The sequence below is a fragment of the Microbacterium sp. PRC9 genome (assembly GCF_031844125.1).
Lineage (GTDB): Bacteria > Actinomycetota > Actinomycetes > Actinomycetales > Microbacteriaceae > Microbacterium.
The window spans coordinates 228171-243567 of the sequence record NZ_JAUZUR010000007.1 but is presented as its reverse complement, the minus strand read 5'-3'; the positions used below and the strand labels follow the sequence as shown (position 1 = coordinate 243567).

The window sequence follows — 15397 nt, the reverse complement described above, 5'->3', positions numbered from 1 at the left end:
GCCGGCTCAGCGGCCGCGCTCTCCGATGCGCGCGGCGACCGACGGCGGGGCGAACCGGGCCAGGGCGACGAGCGCCTTGTAGCGCAGCGAAGGGATCGACACCGCCGCACCGCGTGCCGCATCGCGCAGCGACTCGGCCACGACGTCCCGCGCGTCGAGCCACATCCCGTCGGGCACGCCCTCCTGTCCCGGCGGCAGCCCGAGGCGCTCGTGGAAGTTCGTGTGGGTGTAGCCCGGGCACACCGCGGTCACCGTGACACCTCGCGGACCGTAGCGGCCGTTCGCCCAGCGGCTGAAGCTCACGAGCCACCCCTTGCAGGCGCCGTACGTCGAGCGCGGGATGAAGGCGGCGACCGATGCGACGTTGACGATGCGGCCGTGCCCGCGCGCGAGCATCGCGCCCAGTGCGGCGTGCGTGAGGCGCATCGGCACCTCGACGTGCAGCTGAAGGTGGCGGACCTCGTCCTCGATGTCGTTTCGCTCGAACGCCAGCGGCAGTCCGAACCCCGCGTTGTTCACGAGGATCTCGATCGGCCGGGCCTCATCGGCGACACGCGCCTCGACCCGCTCGCGCTGGCGTCGCTTCAGCAGGTCGGCCGCGAGCACTTCGACCTCGACCCCGTAGGTCGACCGCAGCCGGACGGCGAGCTGCTCGAGCGACTGCCGGTCGCGCGCGACGAGCACGAGGTGCGCGCCCTTCGCCGCGAGCTGGCGCGCGTACTCCGCACCGAGACCCGAACTCGCACCGGTGATGAGCGCCGTCTTCGCCATGCGCGCCAGCCTATTGCCGTGTCAGCGCGAGCCGTGCGCCGCCGGCCGCACCAGCCGCAGGAAGCGATAGCGGATGCCGGAACCCGACGTGTGCCAGCCGTCGACCGGGTCCGTCGCGGCCGAGACCCAGCCGGCGCGGTCGGGCGCCAGGGTGTCACCCTCGACCGCGACATCGAGTTCGGTGACCTCGAGGAGGTCGGCGAGCTCGATGGCCTCCTGGAACAGCTGCCCGCCGCCGATCACCCAGATGCGCTCGGGCGCGCCTTCGTCGGCGAGGGCCAGCGCGGCCCCGAGCGATGCGGTGCGCTCGGCGCCGGCATCCGTCCACTGCTCCTGGCGGGTGATCACGATGTTGCGCCGACCCGGCAGCGGGCGGAATCGCGCGGGGAACGACTCCCAGGTGCGGCGGCCCATCACGACCGGCGCACCGAGCGTCAGTGCCTTGAAGTGGGCGAGGTCCTCGGGCACGTGCCACGGCATGCCGCCGTCGGCGCCGATCACGCCGTCGTGCGCCTCCGCCCAGATGAGGCCGATCGGGGCCGTCATACCGCGACCGCCCCGCGGATCGCGGGGTGGTGCTGGTAGTCCTCGAGCACGAAGTCGTCGTAGCGGTAGTCGAAGATCGACTCGGGCGTGCGCGCGATGCGCAGCGTCGGATACGGGTACGGCTCGCGGGTGAGCTGCTCGCGCACCTGCCCGATGTGGTTGTCGTAGATGTGGCAGTCGCCGCCGGTCCACACGAAGTCGCCCGGCTCGAGCCCCGCCTGCTGCGCCACCATGAGGGTCAGCAGCGCGTACGACGCGATGTTGAAGGGGACGCCGAGGAAGAGGTCGGCACTGCGCTGGTACAGCTGGCACGACAGCTTGCCGTCGGCCACGTAGAACTGAAACATCGCGTGGCACGGCGCGAGCGCCATGTCGGGGATGTCGGCGGGGTTCCACGCCGACACGATCAGCCGACGCGAATCGGGGTTCGCGCGGATCTGGTCGAGCACGAGCGCGATCTGGTCGATGTGGTCGCCCGACGGCGTCGGCCACGACCGCCACTGCACCCCGTAGACCGGACCCAGCTCGCCGGCAGCATCCGCCCACTCGTCCCAGATGGTGACCCCGTTCTCCTGCAGCCACGCCACATTCGACTCGCCGCGGAGGAACCACAGCAGCTCATATGCGATCGACTTGAAGTGCACGCGCTTGGTCGTGATGAGCGGGAAGCCCTGTGCGAGGTCGAACCGGATCTGCCGGCCGAACGCACTGGTCGTGCCGGTGCCGGTGCGGTCGTCCTTGTGGGTGCCGTGCTCGAGCACGTCTCGCAGAAGGTCTTCGTACGGGGTCGGGATCGGCGTCGTCACGGCTGCCACGATACCCGCGCCCCGGGACATCCCGGCCGTGCCCGCACCGTGCGCTCTCCTCACAGCGCCGAGTCGCCTTCTGTTACATCGATCGCGTCATATTCGCCGATTCGGCCTCCATTCAGGTGAAAGGGGTTAGCCTGATCTGCTGTGACCCTGGTCGGAGCCCTCATCGCCCTCGCCGTGCTGCTTGCGGCGACGGTGGCACTCGGTGTCTTCCTGAACTGGCGACAGTCGCAGGCCCGCCGCAACGTCGAGCACGAGGTCGTCGAACCTCACCGCCTCGGCGCCGACGGGCTCGGCGAGGTCGCCACCCTCTTGCAGTTCAGCACCGAGCTCTGCGCCCGCTGTCCGGGTGTGCACCGCACGCTCGCGGCCATCGCCGACGACCACGAGGGCGTGCGCCACCTCGACGTCGACCTGACCCATCGCCCCGACATCGCGAAGCACTTCCACGTCCTCCAGACGCCGACCACGCTCGTGCTCGACCGCAACGGCGTCGTGCAGACCCGCTTCGGCGGCGCCCCGGGTCGCGACGTGCTCGAACTCGAGCTCAACCGGCTGATCGCGGAGGACGCGAATGTCTGAGCGACGGGATGCTGCGACCCCGCGTGGCATCGACCCCCGCGGTCCGCGCTTCGCGGCCGGCATCACCGCCGTGCTCCTCTTGGTCGTCGTGTTCCTCGGGCTCACCGGCCTCTCGACGGCGCAGACGGCCGAAGGATGGGCGATCTCCGCGGCGAGCGTGGCCCAGCGGATCCTCGACCCCGCCTTCCTCCTGCTGCTCGTGACGACCCTGCTCTTCCTGTGGGGCGTCGTCTCGCCGCGCACCGCGCCGTGGGGTGCGCTCTACCGCGCGGTCGTGGCGCCGCGCCTGTCGGCTCCGACCGAGCTCGAGGACCCGCGCCCGCCGCGCTTCGCGCAGGGCGTCGGCCTGTTCGTGTCGGCTCTCGGTCTCGTGCTGCAGCTGTTCGGCGTGCCGTGGGCATTGACGATCGCCGCCTCGGCGGCCTTCATCGCCGCGTTCCTCAACGCCGTGTTCGGGCTCTGCCTCGGCTGCCAGCTGTACCTCCTCCTGCAGCGCGCCGGCATCGTCGGCCGCACCCGCCCGGCGTCGGCCTGACGCCGCGTCGGCCGTGCGCGGACCGAGGGGCGCAGCATCCGGTGTCAACCCATCGCGGTGCGGCAGCCCGACGCCATAGGCTGACGCGAGACGCCCGGCACGCGGGCGCCCCGCCAGCGAGGAGGCCCACATGACCGTCACGAGCGAAGCAACCACGGTATGGAAGGGCGGTCTGTTCGACGGCTCCGGCGAGACCACGTTCGTGTCGTCCGGCCTCGGGACCTTCCCCGTCAACTGGAAGGCGCGCAGCGAGGGCTCCACGTCGGTCACGACGCCGGAGGAGCTGATCGCGGCCGCGCACGCTTCGTGCTTCAGCATGGCGTTCTCCCTCGCGCTGGCCGAGAACGGCACTCCCCCGGAGTCGATCGACACGACCGCCTCGGTCACGTTCAAGCCAGGCACGGGCATCACCGGCAGCCACCTGAACGTCAACGCGGTCGTCCCGGGACTCGAGCCCGAGGACTTCGAGCGACTCGCCCAGAGCGCAAAGGCCGGATGCCCCGTCTCGCAGGCACTGGCGGGCATCGAGATCACGATCGAGGCCACGCTTGCCTGAAGGCCCACCGGGCGGTGACCACGGTCGGCGGATCGTCGTCGCCGGGGCGTCCGGCCTCATCGGCCGGGCGCTCGTCGAGAGCCTCCGCGCCGACGGCGCCCAGGTGACGACCCTCGTGCGCCGGCCCGCCGCGGCCGCGCACGAAGTCGAGTGGCTCACGACGGCCGAGCCGCTGGATCCCGCGGTGCTCGAGGGGGCGGACGCGGTCGTCGGGCTCAACGGCGCGAGCATCGGGCGCTTCCCCTGGACGCCGTCGTACAAGAGCACCCTGCTGTGGTCGCGCATCGCGCCGACACGCGCGCTCGCCCGCGCGGTGCGCGAGCTCGGTACAGCGGCCCCGCACTTCGTGTCGGCATCGGCCGTGGGCTACTACGGCTCGGTGCCGGGCGCGCGCCTCGTCGAGGACGCACCGCGCGGCGAGTCGTTCCTCGCGGATCTCTGCGGCGAGTGGGAGGCCGCGGCGTACGGCGCGGGGACGGATGCTGCGGTGTCGGTGCTGCGCACCGCCCCGATCGTGCACGCCGACGGCGTGCTGAAGCCGCTGATGCTCCTGACCAAGCTCGGCCTCTCCGGCCCGATCGGCCGCGGGACGCAGGCATGGCCGTGGATCTCGCTCGAGGACGAGGTGCGCGCCATCCGGCACGTGATCGACGCCCGCCTCACCGGTCCCGTGAACCTCTCCGGACCCACCCGCGCCACCGCGAACGACCTCGGGTTCGCGCTCGCGGTGCGGATGAACCGCCCGTTCCTTCTGCGCGCGCCGGTGTGGGGCATGAAGCTCGCGCTCGGCGCGGACGCCACGGAGGCGATCCTCACCGCAGATGCGCACGTGGTGCCACAGGCGCTCGAGACGTCGGGTTTCGCGTTCTCGCACCCGACGGTCGAGGACGCGGTCGCGGCGGCCGTGCCCGCGGCATCCTGATCCGACGCCAGGTTCAGCCGGCGCGGTCGGCCTTCTCGAGCCGGATGGCGGCCCGCACCGCCTCTCGTGCGCGGCGGCGGTCGCCGGCGGCGTCGTATGCGAGTCCGAGCCGGTACCACGCCCGCCAGTCATCGGGGTGGGCCTCGGCGTCGGCGCGATACGCAGGGAAGACGGCGTCGCCGTCCTCGCGCATCACGCGGCCGCTCGGACGCACGGCGACCTCCTCCTGCGGCAGGGCGTCCTCGGCCTCGAGCCGCTTGCCGAGCTGCTGCGCGCGCACGCCGAACCACAGCTCGCGCCCGAGGGCCCACGCCGCGATGAGCGGCAGCACCACGAGCGCCGCGCCCATCGCGATGCCGACCGGGTCGCCGCTCACGAGCAGCAGCCACGCGCGCTGCCCGACGAGCACGATGTACAGCGCGAGCAGCGCCGCCATGACGGCGACGCCGATGCGCGCGCTCATGCCCCGGTCGTGCGGGCGACCTGGCCGGGCACGCCGCCCTCGTCGACGGGCCGACCGTCGGGCTGCGCCGCGCGGCGACCGATGCCGATGTCGATCAGGCTGTCGAGGCCGACGGTGACACCCGACGCGTCGCGCGCGGCGGCGAGGGCGAGACGGATGCCGGGACCATACGCCTGCGCCGGCTCCACGGTGTCGTGCACGATGGTGAGCGACTCCCCTGCCCCCGACAGGATCGTCTCCTGCCGGGCGACGACGCCAGGGCGGCGCAGCGAGTGGATCGGCACGCTCGCGACCTGCTGGCCACGGGCACGCTGGTCGACGTGCGGCGACTCGACCGGGCCGACGCCGTCACGCGCGGCCGCGATGAGCTCGGCCGTACGCACGGCGGTGCCGCTGGGCGAGTCGATCTTGGTCTCGCGGTGCGCCTCGACGATCTCGATCGACGGGAAGAACGGCGCCGCGGCGGCCGCGAGCGCCGAGCCCAACACGGAGCCGAGCGAGAAGTTGGGGACGAAGACGGCACCCGTGCCGGCGGCCTCGACGAGAGGACGGACCAGCGCGATGCGCTCGGCCGACCAGCCGGAGGTGCCGATGAGCACGTTGATGCCGCGCTCGATCGCGGCACGGACGACGTCGATCGACACGGCGGGTGTCGATGCGTCCACCACCAGGTCTGCGCCGTCGAGCTCGGACAATTCCGACCGGGACGACAGCACCCCGGCGACCTCGAATCCGGGTTCGGCGTCGACCACGTCGCGGATGATCGCTCCGAGCTTTCCGGTGCCGCCGACGATGGCCACGCGTGTCGTCATGCCTCCATCCTAGGCGGGGGCCGGCGAGCGGCCGGGCCTGCCGACCGCGGCAGACGCCTACGCTGGAGGCCGTGGTGACTCTCCGCCCCTCCCCCGTCGACGCGCCCGACGCCCACGACCTCCTCGCCGAGTACTTCCGGACCCGCACCGAAGGATTCGCCGACCAGGGCGTCGCGTACCGGACGACCTTCCCCGATCCGGCGGCCTTCGTGCCGCCCGCCGGCGTCTTCGTCCTGCTCGACGACGACGCGGGCGTCGCACAGGGCTGCGGAGGCATCCGTCTCATCCCCGAAGGGCCGCTCGGCCCGCGGTACGAGCTGAAGCACCTGTACCTGCGGCCGGTCACACGCGGGCGCGGGTGGGGCCGCCTGCTCGTCGAGGGGCTCGTCGAGCGCGCCCGTGGATTCGGCGCCGCCGAGCTCGTGCTCGACACGCACCACTCGCTCGAGGCCGCCGGCGCGCTCTACGCGCGCACCGGATTCGTCGCGATCGAGCCCTACAACGACAACCCGAACGCGTCCCGCTGGTACGGCAAGGTGCTCTGAACGCGGAGGCGGGTCAGACGGGGTAGACCTCGGGCAGGCCGGTCCGCAGCTCGACCGGAAGGTGCGCGAGATCGTTGTGCGACAGGAGCGTCCACGGGCGTCCCTGCTTCTGCGCGATCACGGTCAGGCCGCAGTGCGCCTGGTTGAGCGTCATCCAGCGCCAGTCGGGCGCCTGCAGCACCTCGCGCACGAACCACGCGATCACGAAGTTGTGGGTGATCAGGAGTTCGTGCACCTCGCCGCGCTTGCGCGCCAGGAACTCGCTCGTCGCGTCAGACATCTGCGCACGGCCGGCTTCGACCTCGGCTTCGGTGACCGAACCGAAGAACGGCTCGAAGGCGGCGGGCGTCTCCTCGGTCATGCCCGTCGGCACGCAGTCGAACAGCAGCGCGGACGGTTCGGGCGTGAGCGACGGCATCCGTTCGGCGACCGCGCGGGCCGTCTGGCTGGCGCGCTCGAGCGGCGAGTGCCACAGCGCGTCGAACGGCACCCCGGAGAGCCGGTCCGCCAGCAGTGCGGCCTGCCGGCGGCCGCGAGGCGACAGCGGCCCGTCGACGAGTCCGTGCTCGGCATCCTGATGTTCGCCATGCCGCACGAGGTAGATGTAGTGCGTCACGCAGTTCACTCCGTCGGGGATCCCGTGCCCTGGGGAAAGGCACGATATCCAGCCTACGACACGTCGCCGGGGCGATTCAGCGACTGTGGACGGCGAGTCCCAAGCGCGGTTGCGACTACTCCGAGGCGCGCCCGATGTCGGACAGCTGGCCGCGGCTCAGGCGGACGCCGACGCCCTGCACGAGCTCCTCGACGTGCTGCGGCGCGTACGCGTTCACGATGGGCGCCGTGACGAGCTTCTGCGAGAGCAGCCAGGCGACCGCGACGGCCGCATCGGGGACGCCGAGATCGGCGCCGACGGCGTCGAGCGCGCGCAGCGTCCGACTCCCCCGGCGGTTGAGGTTCGCCGCGAGCTGCGCGCCGCGCACCGAGAGGGCACCACGGATCTTCGAGCGCTGCCGGCCGGCGAGGAACCCGTGCTCCAGCGCGTGCGACGGGGTCACCGCCATGCCCTGCGCCCCGGCGACGAGTCGCAGGTCGGCGTCGAACTCGTGGCGGCGCAGCACGTTGAACGGGACGTCGAGCACCGCGATCCGGGGGTAGCCCGCCGACGCGAAGATGCGCGCCTCGACGAGCTGCGCGGCGCTGTAGCCGATCGCGCCGAGCGCCCGCACCTTGCCGGTCTCGACGAGCCACTCCGCCGTGGCGAGCGTGTCTTCGAGCGACGACGCACGATCGGTGGTCGCGTCGAGGTAGAGGACGTCGATGCGGTCGGTGCGCAGGCGGGTCAGCGAAGCCTCGACGGCGCGCACGAGGTTGACCGGGCCCAGACCGGGGTTGTCGGCATGGCCGCCGACGCGAACGGCGAGGACGATGTCGTCGCGAAGGCCGCGGGACTGCAGCCACTGGCCGATGATGTGCTCGCTGCGACCGCTCGAGTAGCTGTCGGCCGTGTGCACGGCGTTGCCGCCCAGTTCGGCGTAGGTGTCGAGGATCGCGTGGCTCGACTCGAGGTCGACGTTCCACCCGAACTCGGCGGCGCCGAGGATCAGGGGGAAGATGTGCGAGCCGCTCTCACCGAGCGCGACGCGCACGTTGCTGCCGATCGAAGGGCCCTGCACGGGGATCGGAGCAGAGGGGTGCGGGCCGCGCACGACGGCGCCCGGCTGCGCGGGCGCGGCATCCGGACTCGACGACGGGAGCGTCGAGTCAACGCCGAAGTAAGCCATGTGCCACCCCCTCACGAGATCCCTTACGGGAGTCGTGATCACTATGCGCGCCCCCCGGCGCTTACACAAAGGGTAGGCCAGTCCGGACAGGGCGCCGTTCCCTGAGGCGAACTATGGATAAACATTACATAACGCTTTGGTCACGAAGGGCTGATCCCTAGGGGATATGTCCCCTGTTCGGCGGACACCATGCGCCAAGCACCTACCGGACGACTTACGACGGATGCCCGCCCCCTTTCGGGGACGGGCATCCGTGATTCCAGACCGGCTATCACCGGACGGCGAGGAGTCAGCCTTCGGCGGGAGCCTCCGGGCCCTCGCTGGCCGCAGCGCGACCCTCCTGGTCAGCAGCCTCCTCGAGCACCGGCTCGAGCGAGAGCTTGCCGCGGTCGTCGATCTTCGTGATCTTGACGAGCAGCTTCTGACCCACAGAGAGCACATCCTCGACGTTCTCCACGCGCTTGCCACCGGCGAGCTTGCGGACCTCGCTGACGTGCAGCAGGCCGTCCTTGCCGGGCAGCAGCGAGATGAAGGCGCCGAACGTCGCGATCTTGACGACCGTTCCGAGGAACTGCTCGCCGACCTCCGGGTTGGTGGGGTTGGCGATGGCGTTCACCTGAGCGCGGGCCGCCTCGGCCGAGGGGCCGTCGGTCGCACCGATGTAGACGGTGCCGTCCTCCTCGATGGAGATCTGCGCGCCGGTCTCGTCCTGGATCGCGTTGATCGTCTTGCCCTTCGGGCCGATCAGCTCGCCGATCTTGTCGACCGGGATCTGCACGCTGATGACGCGCGGGGCGGTCGGAGCCATCTCGTCCGGGCCGTCGATCGCGGCGTTGAGCACGCCCAGGATCGTGAGGCGCGCGTCCTTGGCCTGCGTGAGCGCCGCGGCGAGCACCGACGACGGGATGCCGTCGAGCTTCGTGTCGAGCTGGATCGCGGTGACGAACTCACTCGTGCCGGCCACCTTGAAGTCCATGTCGCCGAGGGCGTCCTCGGCGCCGAGGATGTCGGTCAGCGCGGCGTAGCGCGTCTGGCCGTCGACCTCGTCCGACACGAGACCCATCGCGATGCCGGCGACGGGAGCGCGCAGCGGCACGCCCGCGTTCAGCAGCGACAGGGTCGAGGCGCACACCGAGCCCATCGACGTCGAGCCGTTCGAGCCGAGAGCCTCGGACACCTGACGGATCGCGTACGGGAACTCCTCGCGGCTGGGCAGCACCGGCACGAGTGCGCGCTCGGCCAGGAAGCCGTGCCCGATCTCGCGACGCTTCGGGCTGCCGACACGGCCGGTCTCACCGGTCGAGTAGGGCGGGAAGTTGTAGTGGTGCATGTAGCGCTTGCTCGTGACCGGCGACAGCGAGTCGATCTGCTGCTCCATCTTGAGCATGTTCAGCGTGGTGACGCCCAGGATCTGGGTCTCGCCGCGCTGGAAGATCGCCGAGCCGTGGACGCGCGGGATGACCTGCACCTCCGCGTCGAGCGGACGGATGTCGGCCAGGCCACGACCGTCCATGCGGACGCCCTCGGCGAGGATGCGACCGCGGACGATCTTCTTGGTGACCGACTTGTAGGCGGCAGAGAACTCGGTCGTCGCGACGGCCGGGAGCTCGCCCGCCTCGACGGCGGCGAGGAGCTCCGCCTTGACGGCGTCCTTCAGCTCGTCGTCGGCGTTCTGGCGGTCCTGCTTGTCGGCGATCTGGTAGATCGGGACGAGCTTGTCGTACGCGCGGTGCGCGACGAAGTCGTACGTCTCCTGGCTGTACGGCAGGAAGACGGGGAACTCCTTGATCTCCTTCGCCGCGGTGTTGGCGACGACGTTCTGCGCCGCGACGAGCTCCTTGATGAAGGGCTTCGAGGCCTCGAGGCCCTGCGCGACGATCTCCTCGTTCGGCTTGGTGGCCCCCGCCTTGATGAGGTTCCAGCTGTGCTCGGTGGCCTCGGCCTCGACCATCATGATCGCGACGTCGCCGTCGGGCAGGACGCGACCGGCGACGATGAGATCGAACACGGCCTCCTCGAGCTGGGTGACCGTCGGGAACGCGATCCACTGGTCGGCGTGCTCGCCGTGACCCGGGATGAGCGCGAGGCGCACACCGGCGATCGGGCCCGAGAACGGCAGACCCGAGATCTGGGTCGACAGCGAGGCAGCGTTGATCGCGAGCGCGTCGTAGAACTCGCCCGGCGCGATCGAGAGCACCGTGACGACGATCTGCACCTCGTTGCGGAGACCGTCGACGAACGACGGGCGCAGCGGGCGGTCGATGAGACGGCAGACGAGGATCGCCTCGGTCGAGGGACGGCCCTCGCGACGGAAGAACGAACCGGGGATCTTGCCCGCGGCGTACGAACGCTCTTCGACGTCGACGGTCAGCGGGAAGAAGTCGAAGCCCTCACGAGGCGACTTGCCGGCGCTGGTCGCCGACAGGAGCATCGTCTCCTCGTCGAGGTACGCGGCGACGGCACCCTGTGCCTGCTGCGCGAGTCGTCCGGTCTCGAACCGGACGGTACGGGTGCCGAAGCGGCCGTTGTCGAGAACGGCCTCAGCGGCAGTGATTTCAGGACCTTCCAAGAGGTCTCTCCTTCTTTGTTTAGGCTCGCACGCGCGTTTCGCGCACGAGCTTGTGCGAAGGAGCAGGAACAGGCAGATCTCGGCGCGCGGGAGTGCCGCGGGGTTCGCCAGCGCTGGTCACCAGTAGAAGATCACCCGACGTCGTCCGGCGGGGAATCCACCACAGGGGACCAGCTTCCTGCCGGCCTGCTCCACAGTGCCCATTTGAAGCACAGTGCTCACATGTGGAATTGAGCGGTTGCCACACGGCAACCCGCCCAAGCCTATCAGCAGCATGCCCGCTGACCCCCACCCTGGCGAGCGTCGGATGCCGCGCCTAGGGTGGGGGCATGAGCACCGACGAGAAGCCGGCGTCTGCGGCATCCGATGAGATGAAGCGCAAATTCAAGGAAGCACTCGACAAGAAGAACGCGAATCACCGCGAGGGCGAGGCCCACATGGATGGCGACTCCGCGATCCACGGCACGCACGGCGCGGTCACGAAGCGCGAGTTCCGTCGCAAGAGCGGATAGGAGCAGGCCATGGTCTTCGACCCGACGTTCCACGAGATCTCGAACGAGGCCGACGAGCTGCCCGACCTGGACGGTCAGGACGACGCCCCTCCCCTCGCGGGCGAGATCGAGGAAGACGAGCTGCCGCCGTACGGCGAGCAGTGATCGCGAGCAGGCCATGAGCGACTTCCGAGAGCGGATCCCCGACGACGAGCGCGACGTGCCCGTCGACGACGGCGTGGAGTTCGAGCTCCCGCCGCCGACCATCGACCCGCTCGAAGCGGTCGAGGAGGATGTCGACGAGCTCGAACTCGAGGAGCGCGAGTCGGCGATCGAAGCCGGCGAGATCGCGCCGGACGACTGAACGGGCGGGCGCGGGTCCGACCCGCGCCCGCCCGTTCCGTCCGCTCAGCGCGACAGCAGCTGCTCGCGTTCGCGGGCGCGGCGCTCCTTGGCTTCCGCCTCCGTGACGGCGGCCTCTTCGAGTCCCTGCACGCCGACCGCGTCCGCGGCGCGCGACATCCCGTCGTGACCGTCGCCCGACAAGGTCGTCTCGTCGAACGGCAGCTCCCCGGCGAGCACGCGGCGCGCGCGGGAGGCGTCGAACTCCTTCGTCCACGTGCCGATCAGCACCGTCGCGACGGCGTTGCCGGTGAAGTTCGTGAGCGCGCGGCCCTCCGACATGAACCGGTCGATGCCGACGATGACGCCGACGCCGTTCACGAGGTCGGGCCGGTACGCCTGCAGACCGCCGGCGAGCGTCGCCAGGCCCGCACCGGTGACGCCGGCCGCACCCTTCGAGGCGATGATCATGAAGACGAGAAGGCCGATCTGCTGGCCGATCGACATCGGGGCGCCCATGCCGCTCGCGATGAACAGTGAGGCCATCGTCAGGTAGATCGCCGTGCCGTCGAGGTTGAACGAGTAGCCGGTCGGCACGGTGATGCCCACCACCGGCTTCGAGACGCCGAGGTGCTCCATCTTCGCGATGAGGCGGGGCAGCGCCGATTCGGAGGAGGACGTGCCGACGATGAGCAGGTACTCGCGGGCCAGGTACTTGATGAGGCTGAAGATGTTCACGCGGGTGACGGCGTACAGCAGGGTGCCGAGGACGCCCACGATGAAGAGCACGCACGTGATGTAGAACGCGATCATCAGCGTGCCGAGAGCCCAGATCGCGGCGATGCCGGTGTTGCCGACCACGGCGGCGATGGCGCCGAACGCTCCGATCGGCGCGAGCCACAGGATCATGCCGAGGATGCGGAAGACCAGCGCCTGCAGGTGCTTCACCGCGTTCATGATCGGCGCCCCCTTGTCGCCCATCTGCTGCAGCGCGAAGCCGACGAGCAGGGCGATGAACAGGACCTGCAGCACGCTCTCACCGGTGAAGGCCGAGAAGAACGTCGTCGGGATGATGCCGAGGATGAACTCCTGAGTCGTCTTCGCCTCGGCGGTCGCCTCGTAGGTGGCGCTCGCCATGTTCGGGCCCTCGCCCGGGTGCAGCAGGTTGCCGACGACGAGGCCGATGGCGAGCGCGAACGTCGACATCACCATGAAGTACAGCAGCGCGAGACCGCCGATCTTGCCGACGGTGGCCGCTTTCGCGATGGATCCGACACCCACCACGATCGTGCAGAAGATGATCGGCGCGATCATCATCTTGATGAGCGCGACGAAGCCCTCGCCGAGCGGCTTGAGCGCGACGCCGGCGTCGGGCCAGACCAGCCCGACGATCGCGCCGAGGACGACGGCGGCGATGACCGAGAGGTAGAGCCAGGTGTGCTTGTCCCACGCCTGCTTGCCACGTCTCCAGTTGAAACCGGGGAGCGTGAAGGACGTGGTGCGGGTCGAGAGAGCCATCATTGCCTCCTGCGGGATGAAACGGCGGTGTTTCCGCGGTGCCGCTCGAGAGTGCGGCGTGTGACACAGCGTGCGCGCCGCGGCGGCAACCGGCGATTTACGGTCGTATTGGTCGCACCCGCGGACTCCCCCCGGCGCCCTCGACGGGCGAGGATGGAGGCGGCGGCATCGATGAGGAGGGCCATGTCAGCGAGGACGCAGCACGGCAGCGCGGCATCGCGCGTGTTCGTCGTCGTCGCCGTCTCGGCGGCCGTGATCGTCGCCGCCCTCGCCGCCGTGCTCGTGCTCGACGCGGAGCGCTCCGAACGCAATGAGGCGGAGGAGGTGACGCGGGCCGTCGCCTCGTCTCTCGCGTCACTGCCCGAGGTGGCGGAGTCCCTGAGCGCGCCCGACCCTTCGGAGGCGCTGCAGCCGCTCGCGGCCGACGTGATGGCACAGACAGGCCTCGACTTCGTCACGATCATGACCCCGGACGGCATCCGCGTCAGCCACCGCGACCCCGCCGAGATCGGCCGGCACTACCTCGGCACGATCCCGAGCACGCCGAGTGTGTTCACCGAGGAGTTCACGGGCACGCTGGGCCCGTCGGTGCGGACGATCGTGCCGGTGACCGCCGAAGGCGGAGTCGTCGGCTGGGTCTCGGTCGGCGTCACGATCGGCAGCATCTGGTCGAAGATCCTGCCGCGGTTGCCCTTCGTCGTGTCGATCGCCCTCGCCCTCCTCGCTGCGGGCCTCGTGGGCGCGTGGCTCGCCCGTCGCACGACGCGGCGCGTCGCGGGCGACCTGCCCGCCGGGACGATCCGCGACGCGGTCGCGTCGTACGAGTCCGTGCGGACGCTCGGCGAGGCGCTGCGCGCGCAGACCCACGAGCACGGCAACCGCATGCACACCGCGGTGTCGCTGCTCGAGCTCGGCCGCACGAGCGAGGCGATCGAGATCCTCACCGAGACGTCTCGGCAGAGCCAGGAGCTCGTCGACCAGGTGGCCGCCCGGCGCGGCGGCGACCCCACCGTGGGGGCGCTGCTGCTGGGCAAGGCGGCCCAGGCGCGTGAGCGCGGCATCGAGTGGTCGGCCGAGATCGACCCGGATGCGCCACGAAGCGCGCTGTCGCCCGTCGACGCGGTATCGGTGGTCGGCAACCTCATCGACAATGCGATGGATGCCGCGGCCGCGGCGGAGCCGCCTCGCTGGGTGCGCGTCGTGTTCGGGAAGACGCCCTCCTCCCCTGCCGCCCTGCGGCTGGAGGTGTCGGACAGCGGCACCGGCGTGCCCGAGGCGCTGCGCGAGCGCATCTACGAGCATGGCTTCACCACCAAGCCGGGCGGAGCCGAGGGACGCGGGGTGGGCCTCGCGCTCGTGCGCTCGATCGTGGCGAGCGCCGGCGGTCACGTGGAGCTGCGCGACGACCCCACGGTCTTCGTGGTCACCCTTCCGGCGAGGGCGACATGATCCGTGTCCTCCTCGTCGACGACGACGCGCTCACGCTCGAGCTGCACCGGGACTACCTCGCGCGCCTGGACGACTTCGAGTCCGTCGGCGAGTGCACGGGCGCTCGTGCCGCGATCGAGGCCGTGCTGGAGCGCGGGAACGAGATCGACCTCGTGCTGCTGGACGTCACGATGCCGGACGGCACGGGGCTGGACGTGCTGCGGCATGTGCGCGCCCGCGGCGCCGCCGTCGATGTCATCGCGATAACCGGTGTCCGCGACGCCGACGTCGTGCGGCAGATGGTGTCGCTCGGCGTCGCGCAGTACCTCGTCAAGCCGTTCACCTTCGCGGTCTTCCGCGAGCGCCTGGAGCAGTACCGCGAGTTCCGTCGACGCGCGGCCGAAGCCGCGGGCGCGGCGACGCAGGCCGAGATCGACGCGCTCCTCGGGGCGCTGCGTCCGGCGACGCCGGTCGCGCTGCCGAAGGGCCTCTCGGCCGACACACTCGCCCGCATCAGCGACGAGGTGCGCGAGCGCGGCCCTGTCTCGGCCGCGGAGGCCGCGGAGCGGCTGGGGATGTCGCGCGTCGCCGCTCGTCGCTACCTCGAGCACCTCGTGGCCGAGGGTCGAGCGCAGCGCGCGGCGCGCTACGGCACGCGCGGCCGGCCGGAGTCCGAGTACGCGTGGGCGCAGCATCCGTCCCTTCCGTAGGAGAACAGCGA

General features: G+C 70.8%; 19 protein-coding genes. 10 read left to right on the top strand and 9 right to left on the bottom strand.

The window, feature by feature from the left end; all coding sequences use genetic code 11:
* Nucleotides 1-6: 6 nt before the first annotated feature.
* Genes Q9R33_RS17005 through Q9R33_RS16995 form a run of 3 tightly spaced genes read right to left on the bottom strand, consistent with a single transcriptional unit; the run spans nucleotide 7 to nucleotide 2153 of the window.
* A complete protein-coding gene (locus tag Q9R33_RS17005) occupies nucleotides 7-771 on the bottom strand; it encodes an SDR family oxidoreductase (RefSeq protein WP_056370091.1) in 765 nt (254 codons plus the stop codon).
* Between the two features lie 21 nt (nucleotides 772-792).
* Entirely contained in the window at nucleotides 793-1317 is a 525-nt protein-coding gene (locus tag Q9R33_RS17000) for a dihydrofolate reductase (protein ID WP_311294482.1), read from the bottom strand.
* Nucleotides 1314-2153 (bottom strand): thymidylate synthase, encoded by an 840-nt coding sequence (locus tag Q9R33_RS16995; RefSeq protein WP_311294518.1) that lies wholly within the window; start codon nucleotides 2151-2153, stop codon nucleotides 1314-1316. Before Q9R33_RS16995 ends, Q9R33_RS17000 begins: the two co-directional genes overlap by 4 nt.
* A gap of 120 nt (nucleotides 2154-2273) precedes the next feature.
* On the opposite strand from Q9R33_RS16995, the gene Q9R33_RS16990 reads away from it, so the two are divergent.
* The 4 genes from Q9R33_RS16990 (at nucleotide 2274) to Q9R33_RS16975 (ending at nucleotide 4724) form a co-directional block, all read left to right on the top strand.
* Complete coding sequence (locus tag Q9R33_RS16990; protein WP_056370097.1) at nucleotides 2274-2711, top strand: thioredoxin family protein; 438 nt, start codon at nucleotides 2274-2276, stop codon at nucleotides 2709-2711.
* Complete coding sequence (locus Q9R33_RS16985) at nucleotides 2704-3246, top strand: DUF4395 domain-containing protein (RefSeq protein ID WP_311294481.1); 543 nt, start codon at nucleotides 2704-2706, stop codon at nucleotides 3244-3246. Before Q9R33_RS16990 ends, Q9R33_RS16985 begins: the two co-directional genes overlap by 8 nt.
* A 130-nt stretch (nucleotides 3247-3376) precedes the next feature.
* The gene (locus tag Q9R33_RS16980; protein ID WP_045297285.1) at nucleotides 3377-3802 is read left to right on the top strand and encodes an OsmC family peroxiredoxin; all 426 of its coding nucleotides are present in this window, start codon (nucleotides 3377-3379) and stop codon (nucleotides 3800-3802) included.
* Nucleotides 3795-4724 carry a TIGR01777 family oxidoreductase gene (locus Q9R33_RS16975; protein ID WP_311294480.1) on the top strand — a complete coding sequence of 310 codons (930 nt, stop codon included), beginning with the start codon at nucleotides 3795-3797 and terminating at the stop codon, nucleotides 4722-4724. Before Q9R33_RS16980 ends, Q9R33_RS16975 begins: the two co-directional genes overlap by 8 nt.
* A 13-nt stretch (nucleotides 4725-4737) precedes the next feature.
* Here the strand turns inward: Q9R33_RS16975 and Q9R33_RS16970 are convergent, their stop codons facing one another.
* Together Q9R33_RS16970 and Q9R33_RS16965 are read right to left on the bottom strand one after the other, a co-directional pair.
* Nucleotides 4738-5187: a hypothetical protein gene (locus Q9R33_RS16970; protein WP_310248176.1), complete on the bottom strand. Its 450-nt coding sequence runs from the start codon at nucleotides 5185-5187 to the stop codon at nucleotides 4738-4740.
* Nucleotides 5184-5999 carry a 4-hydroxy-tetrahydrodipicolinate reductase gene (locus Q9R33_RS16965; protein ID WP_056370104.1) on the bottom strand — a complete coding sequence of 272 codons (816 nt, stop codon included), beginning with the start codon at nucleotides 5997-5999 and terminating at the stop codon, nucleotides 5184-5186. Before Q9R33_RS16965 ends, Q9R33_RS16970 begins: the two co-directional genes overlap by 4 nt.
* Nucleotides 6000-6070: 71 nt before the next feature.
* Between Q9R33_RS16965 and Q9R33_RS16960 the strand changes: the two genes are divergently transcribed.
* Nucleotides 6071-6544, top strand: a complete 474-nt coding sequence (locus Q9R33_RS16960) for a GNAT family N-acetyltransferase (RefSeq protein ID WP_310248180.1) — start codon at nucleotides 6071-6073, stop codon at nucleotides 6542-6544.
* Between the two features lie 13 nt (nucleotides 6545-6557).
* Here Q9R33_RS16960 and Q9R33_RS16955 read toward each other — a convergent pair whose 3' ends face one another.
* From Q9R33_RS16955 to Q9R33_RS16945, 3 genes are all read right to left on the bottom strand, one after another.
* Nucleotides 6558-7160, bottom strand: a complete 603-nt coding sequence (locus Q9R33_RS16955; RefSeq protein ID WP_310248182.1) for a histidine phosphatase family protein — start codon at nucleotides 7158-7160, stop codon at nucleotides 6558-6560.
* Between the two features lie 115 nt (nucleotides 7161-7275).
* Nucleotides 7276-8328: an aldo/keto reductase gene (locus tag Q9R33_RS16950; RefSeq protein ID WP_056370111.1), complete on the bottom strand. Its 1053-nt coding sequence runs from the start codon at nucleotides 8326-8328 to the stop codon at nucleotides 7276-7278.
* 289 nt (nucleotides 8329-8617) lie between these two features.
* Nucleotides 8618-10897 (bottom strand): polyribonucleotide nucleotidyltransferase, encoded by a 2280-nt coding sequence (locus Q9R33_RS16945; protein WP_311294479.1) that lies wholly within the window; start codon nucleotides 10895-10897, stop codon nucleotides 8618-8620.
* Nucleotides 10898-11226: 329 nt separating this feature from the next.
* On the opposite strand from Q9R33_RS16945, the gene Q9R33_RS16940 reads away from it, so the two are divergent.
* Genes Q9R33_RS16940 through Q9R33_RS16930 form a run of 3 tightly spaced genes read left to right on the top strand, consistent with a single transcriptional unit; the run spans nucleotide 11227 to nucleotide 11752 of the window.
* Complete coding sequence (locus tag Q9R33_RS16940) at nucleotides 11227-11409, top strand: DUF5302 domain-containing protein (RefSeq protein WP_056370116.1); 183 nt, start codon at nucleotides 11227-11229, stop codon at nucleotides 11407-11409.
* A 9-nt stretch (nucleotides 11410-11418) separates the two neighbouring features.
* A complete protein-coding gene (locus Q9R33_RS16935) occupies nucleotides 11419-11553 on the top strand; it encodes a hypothetical protein (protein WP_268776132.1) in 135 nt (44 codons plus the stop codon).
* A gap of 13 nt (nucleotides 11554-11566) precedes the next feature.
* Nucleotides 11567-11752, top strand: coding sequence for a hypothetical protein (locus Q9R33_RS16930; protein WP_056370118.1), 186 nt, complete (start codon nucleotides 11567-11569; stop codon nucleotides 11750-11752).
* 44 nt (nucleotides 11753-11796) lie between these two features.
* On the opposite strand, the gene Q9R33_RS16925 is transcribed toward Q9R33_RS16930, so the two are convergent.
* Nucleotides 11797-13248, bottom strand: coding sequence for a cation:dicarboxylate symporter family transporter (locus Q9R33_RS16925; protein ID WP_311294478.1), 1452 nt, complete (start codon nucleotides 13246-13248; stop codon nucleotides 11797-11799).
* Nucleotides 13249-13431: 183 nt separating this feature from the next.
* Between Q9R33_RS16925 and Q9R33_RS16920 the strand changes: the two genes are divergently transcribed.
* Both Q9R33_RS16920 and Q9R33_RS16915 read left to right on the top strand, forming a co-directional pair.
* Nucleotides 13432-14697: an ATP-binding protein gene (locus tag Q9R33_RS16920; protein ID WP_311294476.1), complete on the top strand. Its 1266-nt coding sequence runs from the start codon at nucleotides 13432-13434 to the stop codon at nucleotides 14695-14697.
* Nucleotides 14694-15386, top strand: coding sequence for a response regulator (locus Q9R33_RS16915; RefSeq protein WP_311294475.1), 693 nt, complete (start codon nucleotides 14694-14696; stop codon nucleotides 15384-15386). Before Q9R33_RS16920 ends, Q9R33_RS16915 begins: the two co-directional genes overlap by 4 nt.
* Nucleotides 15387-15397: the final 11 nt, after the last annotated feature.